The following is a 14371-nucleotide window of genomic DNA, read 5'->3' as shown; positions in this document are numbered from 1 at the left end:
CAGGCAGGGGAGGGCGCCCCGGGCGGAGGGGCGGGCGTGGGGGGTGAGGACGGTGGGGGGTCGGGTCACGCGGCACCTCCGTTGGTGCGAGTGGCTGCGGTGAGTACGCGGATGTGAATCGCGCGGGGCGGCCATGCCCTCCGGCTCCGGGCCGGTGCGGTGTCTTTGCCGGGGCGTTCACCGCCTTCCGGATGGGCGGTGGGGGTCCGGTGTGCTTCCGCGAGGGTGGGGCGGGGGTGGCCTGAGTCACACCATAGCGAGGAGAATTTAACCCGTGCCATTCATCTCACTGGAACGGGTGTAGTTTTTCTGCGAGATGGACTCGGAGCGCCACCATCGGCACACTGTGCGCGAGCAAGGAGGGCCCTGATGGCACCGAACACCCCGACAATCCGACAGCGCCGATTGGGCCTGGAGTTGCGGCGACTCCGCGAAGCAGTCGGCATGTCCGCCCCCGCCGCGGCTGGCGCACTGGGTACGGATCGCACCAACATCTCGAACATCGAGGCAGGGCGTTACGGCATCGGCGAGGAACGCCTACGCAGGCTGGTCAGCATCTACGAGTGCAACGACGAAGCTCTGATCGACACGTTGGCCGCGATGACGGGCGGCCGCAAGCCGGGCTGGTGGGACGAGTACCGGGGCAAAGTACCTCCGGGGCATCTCGACATCTCCGAGATCGAGCACTACGCCGTACACCTGCGCACCGTGCAGACCTCGCACCTCCCGGGGTTGTTCCATACCGAGGACCACGCCAGAGCGATCTTCGATCTCGTCGTACCAAAGCTTCCTCGCCTGGAGGTCGAGTTGCGCATCGCACACCGGCTCGCCCGGCAGCGCGTTGTGAAGGGAGACAAGCCGGTGCCCTATATCGGGATCATCCACGAAGCCGCTCTGCGGATGCAGTTGGGCGGCCGGGACGTGGCACGTGCCCAACTTCATCACTTGCTGGACGAGAACGAGCGTGACAACGTGACCTTGCTGGTGATCCCGTTCACCAACGGAGGCTTTCCGACGGTGGGAGACGCCGTCCTGTACGCGGCGGCGGACAACCCGCACTTGGACACGGTGCACATGGACTCACCGGCCGGACCGTTGTTCTTCGACTCGCCAACCCAGTTGGAGAACTTCCGCCAGCGTCTGGACTTGGCTGAGCGGGCGGCGTTGACTCCGAATAAGTCAGCCGAATTCATCCATTCGATCACCAAAGAGATGTGAAAGGGAGCAGGTCTTGTCGGAGCTGAGCTGGTTGAAGTCGTCCTTCTCCGGGGAAGGCGGCAACAACTGCGTCGAGATAGCCGCGCCGACTCCGGAGAGCATCGCTGTCAGGGAAGGCGAGAGCCCGGCCCGCGTTCTGACCACGGACCGGGCTGCGCTGAGGGCTCTGATGCGGAGCGTCAAGGCGGATCAGCTCACGTAGCGGAACTCCCGGCCTGCCCCACCAGCAGGTCCTCAACCACCGCCCGCTGAACGGTCCTCAGCTTGGCGATCTGCTTCTTCGACGCCTCGGAGCGCCTTCGTGCCGCATGGATCGGCCCGAGTAGCCGCTCCTGCTCATCCAGCGGAGGCACCGGAACGGGCATGGCCTTCACCTGCGTCGAGTTGATCGATGCGAGGTTCGTGGTCTGCTTGCCAACTCGCTGGAAGTAGGCACGACCTGCGGGCGACGCCGTGTACAGCGCGAGGAAGTCCGACGACAGCCGCTCCCCGCAGCGGACCCGGAACACGTGGTTCTGGTGAAGGCAGGCCTCGATACGTCCGTCCCAGACCGCGCCCCGGCCGAGTTTGTCGAGGTCCCCGCCCTCGGTGAGCAGCAGGTCGCCCTTCTTCAGGGCGTACCGCTCGTACTGAGCACGGAGAATCCGGACCCGCTTGACGTCAGTTGTGTCGATACTCCCGTCGAGAACGTTGGCGACACGCAGATACGGCAGTTCGACGGTTCCGGCACCAACGGGCTCTGACCCGAGGGTCACCCCGGCGGCGACAGTTGCGACGGTCTTCAGCGGAACCTCGTCCCACTCGCTGCCTCGCGACAAGACCTCGGCTGACAAGGCCTGCTCGGCGAATCGCAGTTTGCTGAGCAGCCCTTCCAACTCCCTGATCCGCCGCTCGAAGGCGTCGTACGCGGCGACAATCCGGCGCTGTCGGTCCAGCGACGGCAGTGGGATTTTAAGCCCCTCGACCAACGCCGCACTGATCTTGACCATGCTGTCGCTCGTGCCTCGTGCCCCGGCCCGCACAGCTTTACGTACCGTGTGCGACCCGAGAACAATCTCAAGGTAGGAGGGAAGGCACCGTGTCTCGGTCGGGCGCAGCCGCATCATGAGGTCGGGGTAGATACATGGGTCGCCGGTACCCGCGTATCGACCAGCAAGCCCAACAAACTCTCTAGTGTTGGCCCGGCTGATGAGTACGTCCCCATCAGCAAGCACACAGCGGCGCGCTACGGGCGTGTCCGGAACGTTTTTCAGCTGCACTGGAGCGAAGCCGTTCACTGTAAGGCACCCCAAGCCAAGAGCCTGAAGCCCGGTCCATTCCGAAACGTCCTTCGGTGAGTACCCGTTCCTCGGCTTCTCGGCGAGCACAGACCCCAGTCGGACCAGGTGCGTGTAGCCGCTTTCACCGCCCATAGCCCAACCCCTCCAGCCACTCCCCCAGCTCCCCCTGAGCCTCCGCGCCAGCCCCCTCCAGCTCGCTCAGCGACACCGCATACTTCTCGGCCCACCGGCGGAAGACCGCCACCAGCTCCCGCCGCCCCACCGCGAACGCCGCGTCCACGCGCCCGGAGATGTCCTCGTTCAGGACGTCCAGGACGACTTCCTGAGTCCGCCCCTCGTCCTTCAGGACATCCGTGGCCTTATCCTTGAGGTTCTTCAGGAACAAGTCGTCCAGCGCCTTGCGCTTCTTCGTCGCCGCCGTACGTGCCTTCCGGCAGACCGCCAGCTCGCGCTCCAGACGGGCGAGTTCCTCGTCCGACACCGGCTCGGCCGACTCGGCGGTGTCCACCGCGTCGGCCTCCTCCTCGCCGTCCTCCGCCGGCTTCGCCGCCGCCAGCGCGTCCAGCGCCTCCTTGTAGGCCGCGTCCGCCGCCGCGACCTCCGCCTCCACGACCGCGTACTGATCGAGGAACTCGGGGATGAGGTGGCGTACGACCGGCTGGTCCATCGCCCGGCGGCGGTCGGTCACCGACACCGACTGCCTGCGCGAGGTGCCCGTGATCACCGCGCCCTCCGCCGGTCGGACGATCGCCTCAGTCGAGTCCACCCAGCCTTCGAGGACCCGGGCGAAACCGCCCGCCGCCAGGGCCTTCATGTCATAACGGGACTGCGTCCACCAGTCAGCGACGATGCCCGCCGTGCGGTACTCGTCCAGTACGCCGACCGCGCCGATCGCCTTGATGAAGCCGTCCAGGAGGCCGGAGCGCAGGTCCATCAGACGGCGGTCCTCGGCCAGCTGGGCGAAGAGCTTCGAGCCCTCCTCCCACCAGGCCGCGTACGCGGTCCGCAGCTCCGTCTCCTTCGCCGCCGCCAGTTCGGCGATGCGCCCCACCGTGGTCTCGGGGCCTTCGGGCAGGAAGTCGTAGTACGCGGGGTCAGCCTCGCGCTCCGCGAACAGGGTCGACGCGTCCACCCCGTACGCGCCGAAGAGCCCGGACCTCGCCGCGATCTCCGCGACCGGTACGCCCCCGTACAGGTGGGCCCGTACGTCCTGCGGCTCCGGCGGGGGCGAGTTGTCCACCCAGCGGCGGATGTTGAGGTTGGCGCCCTCGGCAAGGAGGTCGTCCACCCCGACGAACCGCGAGTAGCCCGACAGCTCGCGCCCGTCCTTGAACACCGTGACGATCTTCTCGACGTGCTCGGGGCCCAGCTCGTTCTGGTTGCGGCCCACCGTGAACTCGCGGTCGGCGTTGATGAAGAGGACCTTCTTGCGCCGCTCCGCGTCTGGCTTCTCACGTGGGCGCCGGAGTACGAGCACGCAGGCGGGGATACCGACGCCGTAGAAGAGGTTGGGGCCCAGGCCGATCACGGCCTCCACGCAGTCGTCGCGCAGCAGCTCCTCGCGGATGTCCTTCTCCTTGCCGCCACGGAACAGCACCCCGTGGGGCATGACGACGGCGACCACGCCGTTGCGCGCCAGCACCGAGATCATGTGCTGGACGAACATCAGGTCGGCCTTCTTGCCCTTCTCCGGCGCCCAGCCCCACTTCATCCGCGTGCCGTGCACGCCGTCGGCGGCGGCCACCGCCTGCTGGTCGTAGGGCTGGGAGAAGGGCGGGTTGGAGAGGACCTTGGCGAACGTGAGCAGGCGTTTGCCGGCGTCGAGGTGGAGCGGCTCGGTGAGGGTGTCGCCGTGGTGCAGGTCGAACTTGCGGATGCCGTGCAGCACCATGTTCATGCTCGCCATGGACCAGGACGCGGGGTTGCGGTCCTGGCCGTTGATGCCCAGCTCGTCGGGGTTGCCGCCGTGCTCCTCGACGTACTCGCGGGCCGCGATGAGCATGCCGCCGGAGCCCATGCAGGGGTCGTAGACGCTCTCGGTGGGCTGCGGGTCGAGCAGACGCACCAGCATCCGGACGACCGAACGCGGGGTGTAGAACTCGCCGCCGCTCTGGCCCGCGCTGTCCGCGAACCGGCCGAGCAGGTACTCGTAGGCCGCGCCCAGCATGTCGGGGAACTCGAAGTCCTCGTTGCGGAGCCGGTAGATGCTGAAGTGCCGGATCAGGGACAGCAGTTCGTTGGCGGTGAAGCGCGGCTTGTTGCCGACCACCGCGTTGAACTCGATGTGGGAGGCGACGCCGGTCAGCCGCGAGTTGCCCTCCTGGAGCGCCGCGAGCGCCTTGTCGAGGTACTCGCCGGCCTGCACGACCTTGCCGTCGGGTCCCTTGGTCTCGGCAGTGAGCGCTTCGATCCCGGGGACGGTCACCTCGGGCTCGTCGGGGTCGAGCACGTGCGGGCCCTTCCACCAGCGGGCACGCGGCGGGACGAAGAAGACGTTGGTGTAGAACTCGGGGTTGTCGGCCCGTTGCAGGGCCTTCGTCTCGCTGCCCGTCTCCTTCAGCCGCTGCTGATATGTACGCTCCCATGCGGGCTGGAACTCGTCCGAGGCCCGTTTGAGGAAGAGCAACCCGAAGATGTAGTCCCGGTAGTCGGAGGGTTCCATCCGGCCGCGGAGGATGTCGGCGGCGGCGAAGAGGTGCCGCTCCAACTGGGGAAGGGTGATGCGGGCCACGCGCCGGTCCTTCGGTGGAGAGTGGGGGACGGGAGGTCGATCGATCGTGCCAGGGCAGCCTAGACGGCGGGCCGGTGCGGGCGGTAACCGTCGGACCGGCGCCTTTCGGCCATGCGGACGGCTACCTCGACCGGTCGTCCACGATGCCGAGGCTGACCAGCAGCCGCCACACGTCGGTGGACGGGTCCCGCTTGAGGACGGGGCAGTCCTCCGCGTGTCCGGAGCGGGCGGCCCACTTCCTGTCGGACTCCGGGACGCTGCCGCGCGGCACGGGCTTGGGCTTACGGTTGTCGGCCTTGCAGCCGCCGTGCTCGCACTGGTTGACCAGGCTTCTGGCGTGGGCGACCGCCTTCTTCGCGGCGTCATGTTCGTCCAGCGCGTCGCGTCGATCGCCCTTGACGCTCTTGTCGTTCTTCACGTCGAAGGACTTGTACGCCGGGTGCGCCGCCCGCAGCTTCTTTACGATGTCCTTGTTGCTGCCGCTCTGCCGCCCGCTCATCGCCTGGAAGTGCAGCAGCAGCCACAAATCGAAGGACGGGTGCGAAAAGCACACCTGGACGTTGGCCGCGGCGGCTTCCCTGAGCGCCTTCGGGATGTCGTGATGCTCGTCCCTGTCGAACAGGACCCACGCCTCCTCGCCCTCGGCCTGCTTGAGGTCGCGCACGGCGGCGACGGTCCTGGAGGGGATGAGACCGTTCTTCGCGCTGATCGGGTGGATCAGGAACGGCTGCCGCTCCCCGTCCCCGCCGTCCCCGTAGCGGGAGTTGAGGTGGTCGAGGTACTGCGGCTCGGTGACCTCGCCCTCACAGGCGACGAAGAGGACCCGCTGCTCCTTCGAGACCGGCGGCCGGTACGGGACCGGCGCGAACCGGTCGTCCCTGCTCCCCCTGCGCCTCCGTGACGTCCCGGCCCCTCCCTCGCCTTCCGTCTCTCCCGCCCCGCCGACACCGTTGTCCTGCTGCCGTCCGCCCCGCCTGCTCACGCTGTTTCCTTCGCCTCCTGCCAGGACAGTTCACGAGCGATCGCTCCCGCGCCGACGCGCGGTACACCGCCGTAGCGGCCTCGTAGGTATCCGCTCTCCAGGTCTTCGTCCTCTGCCGGGTGGGCGGCGGTGACGGGATAGACGCTGGTCGCCCCCGAACGCTCCTTCGCCGCGATCCACACCTGTTCCCGGTCCAGTGGACGGTCGAGTACGGCGCTGCCGAGCAGGGTCGCGTCATGCGTCGTGAAGACGAGCTGGGCGTTGTTCGGATTGGCCTTCGGGTCCTGGAAGATCCGTACGACCTCGGCGGCGAGGGTGGGATGGAGGCTGGAGTCGAGTTCGTCGACCAGCAGCGTCGTACCGTTGTCCAGCACCGTGAGCATGGGGCCGAGGAACGCGAACCAGGCGTGCGTGCCGAACGACTCCTCGCGCAGGAACTCCAGCGGGACATCCCCGCCGTCCGGGGTGCGGTGCCTGAGCCGGATGCCTCCGGACTCGGGATCGACGTCGATGCCGGTGATACCCAGATCGGCGATGGCGAGGAGTTGGAGGATCCGTTCGCGGTAGGCGCGCTCCGTGTTCTTCGCGCTCTTCTCGGTCAGCATCCGCTGGGTGAACGTCGTACGCCCCGTGATGTCCTCGCCCGGCGTGACCAGCCACAGGTTGTCGAGGAACCAGCGGTGCAGCGCCGACAGCACGGGGTCGTTGAGGGTGGCTCCGGTGGAGAGGAACAGCGCGTCGGATCGCGTGTACCGAACCAGGTCGTCGCGGCGATTCTCGGCGATGCCGTCGCCCTCGAAGACGAACTCGGGGCCCTCGGCCGCCGGCCGGCCCGCCTCCCGGTCGAACCAGACCTGACGTTCGCCGTCGGGGTAGGCGTGCAGCCACTCGGCCTCGACGCGCTCGTCGGACAGCTCGAAACCGTAGGTGTAGCGGATCTTGCGGTGATGGCCCAGGACGAGGTCGACCTCGAAGAGGGTCGTTTCGTCGGCGCTCTTGCGGTCGAGTTTGAAGGGCTGACGGGGGACGCCCGGCGACTTCGGCCAGTCCGCGAAAGAGGTGCGTACGGCGTCCCGCATGGCCGTCATGGCGCTGAGCAGATTGGTCTTGCCCGACGCGTTGGCGCCGAAGACACCCAGGACGGAGAGCCCCGGAACCGGCCGGTGGTCATACTCGATTCCGGTGTCCCGAGCGGTGCCTTCCTTGAGCCCGGCGCCGATCAGCGACAGCTCGCACTCGTCACGGATCGAGCGGTGGTTCGCCACCCGGAAACGGAGGAGCACCCTCGACCTCCTGGCGGACGGGGAGGCGGCCCCGTCGTTCACTAACCCTTGCGGACGATCCGCGAGAGAAGCCTATGACGGCGGCGGGTCCGGGGCCAGCCCCGAAGATCTTTTCTAGGCCACCCCGGCCTTCGCCCTTACCGTCGACGCGATCGTCGCCGACCCCACGACCCGCGTGTCGTCGTACAGGACGATCGCCTGGCCGGGTGCCACGCCGCGGACGGGCTCCGTGAAGGTGACCTCCAGGGTGCCGTCGACCAGCTCGGCGCGGACCTCCGTCTCGCCGCCGTGGGCACGGAGCTGGGCGGTGTAGGTGCCGGGGCCGGTGGGGGCCGCGCCGCACCAGCGGGGCCTGATCGCGGTCAGGGCGTCCACGTCGAGGGCGGCGGCCGGGCCGACGGTCACCGTGTTGTCCACCGGGGAGATGTCGAGGACGTAGCGCGGCTTGCCGTCGGGGGCGGGGGTGCCGATGCGCAGGCCCTTGCGCTGACCGATGGTGTAGCCGTACGCGCCCTCGTGGGTGCCCAGGACGTTGCCGGACTCGTCGACGATGTCGCCCTCGGAGCGGCCCAGCCGGTCGGCGAGGAAGCCCTGGGTGTCGCCGTCCGCGATGAAGCAGATGTCGTGGGAGTCGGGCTTCTTGGCGACCGCGAGGCCCCGGCGCTCGGCCTCCGCACGGATCTCGTCCTTGGTGGTGACGGTGTCGCCGAGGGGGAACATGGCGTGGGCGAGCTGCCTGTCGTCGAGCACGCCGAGGACGTACGACTGGTCCTTGGCCATGTCGGAGGCGCGGTGCAGCTCGCGGGTGCCGTCCTGGTTCACGATCACCTGGGCGTAGTGGCCCGTGCAGACGGCGTCGAAGCCGAGGGCGAGGGCCTTGTCGAGCAGGGCCGCGAACTTGATCTTCTCGTTGCAGCGCAGGCAGGGGTTCGGGGTGCGGCCGGCCTCGTACTCGGCGACGAAGTCCTCGACGACGTCCTCGCGGAAGCGCTCGGCGAGGTCCCACACGTAGAAGGGGATGCCGATGACGTCGGCGGCGCGGCGGGCGTCGCGCGAGTCCTCGATGGTGCAACAGCCACGCGCGCCCGTGCGGAACGACTGCGGGTTCGCGGAGAGGGCGAGGTGGACGCCCGTCACGTCGTGCCCGGCTTCGGCCGCGCGGGCGGCGGCCACGGCGGAGTCGACTCCGCCGGACATGGCGGCGAGTACGCGAAGGGGGCGGGGCTGTGAGGTCTCAGTCATAACCCCTCCAGGGTACGGGGCGCCGGGAACCGAAGCCCGCGAGTATCCGTTGACGCTCTCGTGGGCACCAGAAAGGCATCAACGTGGGCACCAGAAGGGCATCAAAGGGCGGCGCTTCCGGGGGCACGGGTGGGGACGGGGACCGGCGCGTCGGACGTCGGGCGCTGCTCATCGGCACGGCCGTGGCCGCCGTCGGTACGGCCGTCGTGGCCAGGGACGAGCTGAAGCGCGCGTGGTGGCGGGTGCCCGGTGTCGCGAAACCGCGCAAGGAGGGCGAGGTCGACTACACGGGTGCGAAGTGGGTCTCGGCGTCGGACGCGAACTGGCGGCTGGCGGACCGGCCGGACGACTTCGGCATAGACATGGTGATCATCCATGTCACCCAGGGGAGTTTCGACAGTGCCGTGAAGGTCTTCCAGGACCCGGAGCACGGCGCGGCGGCGCACTACATCGTGCGCAAAGACGGCCACGTCACGCAGATGATCCGCGAGCTGGACGTGGCGTACCACGCGGGCAACCGGGACTATAACGAGCGCAGTGTCGGCATCGAGCACGAGGGCTTCGTCGAGCGCCCCGAGGACTTCACCGCCGAGATGTACGAGGCCTCCGCGCGGCTGACGGCCCGTGTCTGCGCGCGGTACGACATCCCTGTCGACCGCGAGCACATCCTCGGCCACGTCGAGGTCCCGGGAACGGACCACACCGACCCCGGCGAGGGCTGGGACTGGGACCGCTACATGAAGCTGGTGCGCGCGGCGGCCGCCGCCCAGACCTCGACGCCCACCTGACCCCGCCGCCCACCTGAACCCGCCGCCCGGCCGACCCCGACAGCCGTCGCAGCGGCGGGTGCGGACAGTCAGGTCACAGCGGTGCGAGAGGGCCGGGACAGCGGCGGCACAGACCAGCCGGAATGTGGCACGCATCACACGAACATGTCCGGCGGGAGCTGTCCGCCCAGCAGCCGTCCGATACGTCCCGCGCCACGGACTCGACCTGCGGCGGCCTCAACCCACCCTCTTCACGCAGGAGTTGAGGAAGCTCGCCACTCACCGCGATCTCACAGCCCGCTCGGCCCGCTCCTAATTTCGGCCCAGTCTTCGCACAGTCCTCAGGTCAAACATCCCGGCTCATGACGAACAACATGGAGCCCACCACCGGCACGGCAGGTCACCCCAAGGGCGAACACCGCAAGGGCAAGGGACTGCACCGCCGCAGGTTCCTCGGCGGTATGGCGGGGGCCGGGCTGGCGGCGGTCGCGGTGGCCGGTACGACCTTCTCGCTGCTGACCGACGCGAAGGGCAACAAGGCGGGCGCCGCGACGAACACCGCCTCGCTGAACATCCCGGACCTCCTGGAGGGCACCACCTCCGACGGCACCACCACGTTCACACTGACCGCCCGGACCGGCACCCACGAGATCCTCAGCGGTGTCACCAGCGACACCGCCGGCTACAACGGGTCGTACCTCGGCCCCACCATGAAGTGGACCACCGGCTCCACGGTCCTGCTGAACATCACCAACGACCTCGACGCCGACACCAGCGTCCACTTCCACGGCGCGCACATCCCGCCCGACATGGACGGCGGCCCGCAGAACGCCTTCGCCGCCGGGGAGACCTGGTCCCCCACCTTCGAGATCCTCGACGAGGCCAAGACGCTCTGGTACCACCCGCACGCGCTCGGCACCACGGCCGAGCAGGTCGTGCACGGTCTGGCCGGTCTGATCATCGTGGAGGACGAGACCGACGCGTCCGCCGCGCTGCCCAGCGAGTACGGCGTCGACGACATCCCGATCGTCCTGCAGTGCCTGGCCACCGACGCCGCGGGCGACATCAAGTACGACCTGAACGGCTATCTGCGCAACACCCTCAGCTTTCCGCTGCTGTGCAACGGCACGAACGTGGACGACACCACGCTCACGTTCACCGCCGCCAAGACCCGCACCCGGTTCCGGGTGCTCAACGCCTCGCCGTCCGACATCATCACCGTCCAGCGCGGCGACGGCGGCACGCTCACCCAGGTCGCCACCGAGCAGGGCTACCTCACCGAGGCCACCGAGGTGAAGTCCATCCGGCTGGTGGCGGGCGGGCGCGCCGAGTTCGTCATGGACCTCGGCGACGCGGTCACGCTGCAGGCCGTCATCACGACCGGGTGGGTCCGTGGCGGCAGCGGTACGTACGACTTCCTCACCGTCACCCCGGACGCCTCGGACAGCCCGGACGACCTGCCGTCCTCGCTCAACACGATCGAGCGGTACGACACGTCGGGCTTCACGGCCCGCGAGATCACCCTCGACCAGGACGGCCTGGAGATGGCGATCAACGGGGCGGTCGGCACCACCATGGACTCCATGGCGACGATCATGACGACGCTCGGCTCCCAGGAGATCTGGACGATCACCAACAACACGATGCTGGAGCACTCGTTCCATCTGCACGACGTGCCGTTCCAGCTGATCGAGATCAACGGCGAGGAACCGACCGGAGTCGATCTCGGCTGGTTCGACACCTACGAGGTGGTCGGCGGCGGCTCCATCAAGATCGCCATGGAGTTCACCGACTTCGCGGACGACACGTACATGTACATGCTCCACTGCCACCTCCTCCAGCACGAGGACGAGGGCATGATGGCCGGCCTCATGGTGATGGAGAGCTAGGGCCCGCCGTTCGGATCGTGCCGACGTCGGGCTGCAGCGTCTGACGCTCTGGGCCGGGGGAGCTCCAGGACGACGGCGGGGTCGCGTATCCGCGGACTCGGTGACCGCGGCCCCGCCGTCGACTCAGGTGCCAGGCGTGGTTCTTCAGCTGAGGCCCGCGTTGCGGGCGCGTTCCACCACCGGGCCGATCGCCTTGGCGACCGCCTCCACGTCCGCCTCCGTGGAGGTGTGGCCGAGGGAGAAGCGGAGGGTGCCGCGGGCCAGGTCGGGGTCGGTGCCGGTGGCGAGGAGGACATGGCTGGGCTGGGCGACGCCGGCGGTGCAGGCGGAACCCGTGGAGCACTCGATGCCCTGGACGTCGAGCAGCAGGAGCAGGGAGTCGCCCTCACAACCGGGGAACGTGAAGTGCGCGTTGGCCGGGAGGCGTCCCGCCGGGGCCGGGTCACCGCCCAGGATCGCGTCCGGCACCGCCGTACGGACCGCCTCGACCAGGGCGTCGCGCAGGGCGCCGATCTCCCGGGCGAACCACTCGTGCTGCTCGGCGGCGAGCCGGCCGGCCACCGCGAAGGAGGCGATGGCCGGGACGTCGAGGGTGCCGGAGCGGACGTGGCGCTCCTGGCCGCCGCCGTGCAGCACGGGTACGGGGCTGTACTCGCGGCCCAGCAGCAGCGCGCCGATGCCGTACGGGCCGCCGATCTTGTGGCCGGAGACGGTCATGGCGGCGAGGCCGGAGGCGTCGAAGTCGACCGGAACCTGACCGAAGGCCTGGACCGCGTCGGCGTGCAGCGGGACGCCGAACTCCTGTGCCACGTCGGCGAGTTCGCGGACCGGGAGGATCGTGCCGATCTCGTTGTTGGCCCACATCACGGTGGCCAGGGCGACGTCGTCGGGGTTGCGGGCGATGGCCGCACGGAGGGTGTCCGGGTGGACCCTGCCGTACGGGTCGACCGCGAGGTACTCGACGGTGGCGCCCTCGTGTTCGCCGAGCCAGTGGACGGCGTCGAGGACCGCGTGGTGCTCGACGGGGCTGGCGAGGACGCGGGTGCGGGCCGGGTCGGTGTCGCGACGGGACCAGTACAGGCCCTTCACGGCGAGGTTGTCGGCCTCGGTGCCGCCGGAGGTGAAGACCACCTCGCTGGGGCGGGCTCCGAGGGCTTCGGCGAGGGTTTCGCGGGCCTCCTCGACGGTGCGCCGCGCTCGGCGGCCGGAGGCGTGCAGCGAAGAGGCGTTGCCGGTGACGCTCAGCTGGGCGGTCAGGGCCTCTGCCGCCTCGGGGAGCATCGGGGTGGTCGCCGCGTGGTCGAGGTAAGCCATGGTGAGCCGATTCTACGGGGCCCCGTGCGGGTGGCCTCGGGGTGCTCGGGGACTTGGCCGTAAGGCGCCCGGAGCTGTCGGCGGCACCGATCCGTTCCGGCCCGCGGAACGCTTGCCCACGGTGTCGACCAGGGACTTCTCGGCTCTCAGAAGCTCCAGGACACCGTGTTCGTCGTCTCCATCAGGGTGGCCAGGATCACGAGGTCGGCGATGCCCAGACCCAGGCCCAGGAAGGCGCGGCCCCGCCTGGTCGTGCCCCGCTTCAGAGCGACCGCGGCCAGGACGACGGCGATGGGGCCGAGGAAGAGGTTCAGGACGAGGAGACCGAGCAGGCCGAGGACGAAGGAGGCGACGGCCATGCCGTCGGCGTCCCGGCCTCGGCCGCCGGTGCGGGTGGCGGTGGTCCCGGCCTGCTGACGTGCTGCGGTGAGTTGCATGGTCGGTCTGCTCCCAACGAGCTCTCGGGGAAAGCCGTCCGGCGGTGGACGGACGGTCGGTCGTGGACGGACGGTCGTGGACGGACGGTCAGTCGGTGGTGCGGCTGTGGCGGGCGTGGCGCTCGCGGTACGCGAAGGCCGCCAGCCAGAGGGCGATACCGGCCGCCAGGGCGGACGAGACGGCCAGCGGCACATGGGCGACGGTGCCCAGGACGACACCCAGCAGCAGGAGCGCGGCGACGAGGAACAACATGGCGGATTCGCCTCTCGTTTCGGATCGCGTTTCGGATCGTCGTTTCGGTTCGCCGTTTCGGACCGTTCGTCACGATGGATTCGTCACGAGTCGCGTTCGTCACGGCTGGGTGAACGGTTGTGGTTACAACTGTTCACTGACTGCCAAGTCTAGCGCGTCGTCCGGCTTTGCAATTACGGAGAACAGTTGTTAACTGCATGGCATGAGTCACACTCTCGGCATCCGGCAGGTCCAGAAGCAGCGGACCCGGCAGGCACTCATGGACGCCGCGCTCGGTCTGCTGGAGGAGCAGAGCCTCAGCAGCCTGGGACTTCGCGAGGTCACCCGGGCCGTGGGCGTCGCCCCCACCGCGTTCTACCGGCACTTCCGGTCGACCGCGGACCTCGGTGTCGCGCTGGTCGATGAGGTGCTCGGCAGTCTGCACCCGGTCCTCGGGGACCTGATGTCGGCGGTGGGCGACAGCGACGAACTCATCGAGCGCGCCGTCGATCTGATCGCCCGCCACGTGGACGCGTACCCCGCGCACGTCAGATTCATCGCGCGCGAACGGCACAGCGGGGTCCAGCCGGTGCGGGACGCCATCCAGGGGCAACTGGCCCGGTTCACCGAGGAGGTGCGCGGCGAACTGGCCAAGCGGCCGGAGACCCATGGGTGGACCGACGACGACCGGCTGATGCTCGCGGGCCTGTACGTCGATCAGATGCTGGTGACCGCCTCACTGTTCCTGGCGGCCCTGGACGAGACGGAGGAGGAGCGCCTCCGGGTGACCCGGCTGGCGAGCCGCCGTATGCGGCTGATCAGCATCGGCTGTCGCCACTGGCTGGACTGAGCGGCCCGAACGAACGGAGGGCGCGCCCGTTCACGGGCGCGCCCTCCTGCTTGCCTGCCTGTCGGTCAGCTGTCCTTGGACGCCGACGCCGAGGCCTCCTGGCTCGGTGCCCCGCTCGGAGCCTGGCCACCCTGGCCCGGCTGACC

13 protein-coding genes are annotated in these 14371 nt (G+C 69.0%); 5 read left to right on the top strand and 8 right to left on the bottom strand.

From position 1 onward, the window contains the following. Positions 1-369: 369 nt before the first annotated feature. A complete protein-coding gene (locus AWZ10_RS32425) occupies positions 370-1218 on the top strand; it encodes a Scr1 family TA system antitoxin-like transcriptional regulator (RefSeq protein ID WP_078935660.1) in 849 nt (282 codons plus the stop codon). Between the two features lie 13 nt (positions 1219-1231). Then, the gene (locus tag AWZ10_RS32420; RefSeq protein WP_046708491.1) at positions 1232-1420 is read left to right on the top strand and encodes a DUF397 domain-containing protein; all 189 of its coding nucleotides are present in this window, start codon (positions 1232-1234) and stop codon (positions 1418-1420) included. On the opposite strand, the gene AWZ10_RS32415 is transcribed toward AWZ10_RS32420, so the two are convergent. From AWZ10_RS32415 to mnmA, 5 genes are all read right to left on the bottom strand, one after another. Further along, positions 1413-2630 carry a restriction endonuclease subunit S gene (locus AWZ10_RS32415; RefSeq protein WP_078935659.1) on the bottom strand — a complete coding sequence of 406 codons (1218 nt, stop codon included), beginning with the start codon at positions 2628-2630 and terminating at the stop codon, positions 1413-1415. The two genes, AWZ10_RS32420 and AWZ10_RS32415, sit on opposite strands and share 8 nt — an antisense overlap. Then, positions 2620-5229, bottom strand: a complete 2610-nt coding sequence (locus tag AWZ10_RS55270) for a type I restriction-modification system subunit M (RefSeq protein ID WP_060892766.1) — start codon at positions 5227-5229, stop codon at positions 2620-2622. Before AWZ10_RS55270 ends, AWZ10_RS32415 begins: the two co-directional genes overlap by 11 nt. Positions 5230-5350: 121 nt before the next feature. Continuing rightward, positions 5351-6211, bottom strand: coding sequence for an RloB family protein (locus AWZ10_RS32405; protein WP_060892765.1), 861 nt, complete (start codon positions 6209-6211; stop codon positions 5351-5353). Then, complete coding sequence (locus AWZ10_RS32400) at positions 6208-7494, bottom strand: AAA family ATPase (protein ID WP_060892764.1); 1287 nt, start codon at positions 7492-7494, stop codon at positions 6208-6210. The genes AWZ10_RS32405 and AWZ10_RS32400 overlap by 4 nt, the downstream gene beginning before the upstream one ends. Positions 7495-7608: 114 nt before the next feature. After that, positions 7609-8736: a tRNA 2-thiouridine(34) synthase MnmA gene (gene mnmA, locus AWZ10_RS32395; RefSeq protein WP_060892763.1), complete on the bottom strand. Its 1128-nt coding sequence runs from the start codon at positions 8734-8736 to the stop codon at positions 7609-7611. 83 nt (positions 8737-8819) lie between these two features. On the opposite strand from mnmA, the gene AWZ10_RS32390 reads away from it, so the two are divergent. Both AWZ10_RS32390 and AWZ10_RS32385 read left to right on the top strand, forming a co-directional pair. After that, the gene (locus tag AWZ10_RS32390; protein WP_060892762.1) at positions 8820-9524 is read left to right on the top strand and encodes an N-acetylmuramoyl-L-alanine amidase; all 705 of its coding nucleotides are present in this window, start codon (positions 8820-8822) and stop codon (positions 9522-9524) included. A gap of 341 nt (positions 9525-9865) precedes the next feature. Further along, positions 9866-11392 (top strand): multicopper oxidase family protein, encoded by a 1527-nt coding sequence (locus AWZ10_RS32385; protein WP_079104522.1) that lies wholly within the window; start codon positions 9866-9868, stop codon positions 11390-11392. Positions 11393-11536: 144 nt separating this feature from the next. Here AWZ10_RS32385 and AWZ10_RS32380 read toward each other — a convergent pair whose 3' ends face one another. From AWZ10_RS32380 to AWZ10_RS52545, 3 genes are all read right to left on the bottom strand, one after another. Next, positions 11537-12706: a cysteine desulfurase family protein gene (locus tag AWZ10_RS32380; protein ID WP_060892760.1), complete on the bottom strand. Its 1170-nt coding sequence runs from the start codon at positions 12704-12706 to the stop codon at positions 11537-11539. Positions 12707-12852: 146 nt separating this feature from the next. Then, positions 12853-13143, bottom strand: a complete 291-nt coding sequence (locus AWZ10_RS32375) for a hypothetical protein (RefSeq protein WP_046704415.1) — start codon at positions 13141-13143, stop codon at positions 12853-12855. Positions 13144-13231: 88 nt separating this feature from the next. After that, positions 13232-13396 carry a hypothetical protein gene (locus AWZ10_RS52545; protein ID WP_037695778.1) on the bottom strand — a complete coding sequence of 55 codons (165 nt, stop codon included), beginning with the start codon at positions 13394-13396 and terminating at the stop codon, positions 13232-13234. Positions 13397-13598: 202 nt separating this feature from the next. Here AWZ10_RS52545 and AWZ10_RS32370 point away from each other — a divergent pair, with 202 nt between their 5' ends. Beyond that, positions 13599-14225 carry a TetR family transcriptional regulator gene (locus AWZ10_RS32370; RefSeq protein WP_037695775.1) on the top strand — a complete coding sequence of 209 codons (627 nt, stop codon included), beginning with the start codon at positions 13599-13601 and terminating at the stop codon, positions 14223-14225. The last annotated feature ends 146 nt before the right edge of the window (positions 14226-14371 follow it).

The organism is Streptomyces europaeiscabiei, assembly GCF_001550375.1.
GTDB lineage: Bacteria > Actinomycetota > Actinomycetes > Streptomycetales > Streptomycetaceae > Streptomyces > Streptomyces europaeiscabiei.
This window is presented reverse-complemented; position numbering and strand designations above follow the sequence as displayed.

Coding starts and splice junctions, on each gene's coding strand:
- AWZ10_RS32425 (WP_078935660.1), top strand. CDS start 370: ATGGCACCGAACACCCCGACAATCCGACAGCGCCGATTGGGCCTGGAG.
- AWZ10_RS32415 (WP_078935659.1), bottom strand. CDS start 2,630: ATGGGCGGTGAAAGCGGCTACACGCACCTGGTCCGACTGGGGTCTGTG.
- mnmA (WP_060892763.1), bottom strand. CDS start 8,736: ATGACTGAGACCTCACAGCCCCGCCCCCTTCGCGTACTCGCCGCCATG.
- AWZ10_RS32385 (WP_079104522.1), top strand. CDS start 9,866: ATGACGAACAACATGGAGCCCACCACCGGCACGGCAGGTCACCCCAAG.
- AWZ10_RS32380 (WP_060892760.1), bottom strand. CDS start 12,706: ATGGCTTACCTCGACCACGCGGCGACCACCCCGATGCTCCCCGAGGCG.
- AWZ10_RS32375 (WP_046704415.1), bottom strand. CDS start 13,143: ATGCAACTCACCGCAGCACGTCAGCAGGCCGGGACCACCGCCACCCGC.
- AWZ10_RS52545 (WP_037695778.1), bottom strand. CDS start 13,396: ATGTTGTTCCTCGTCGCCGCGCTCCTGCTGCTGGGTGTCGTCCTGGGC.
- AWZ10_RS32370 (WP_037695775.1), top strand. CDS start 13,599: ATGAGTCACACTCTCGGCATCCGGCAGGTCCAGAAGCAGCGGACCCGG.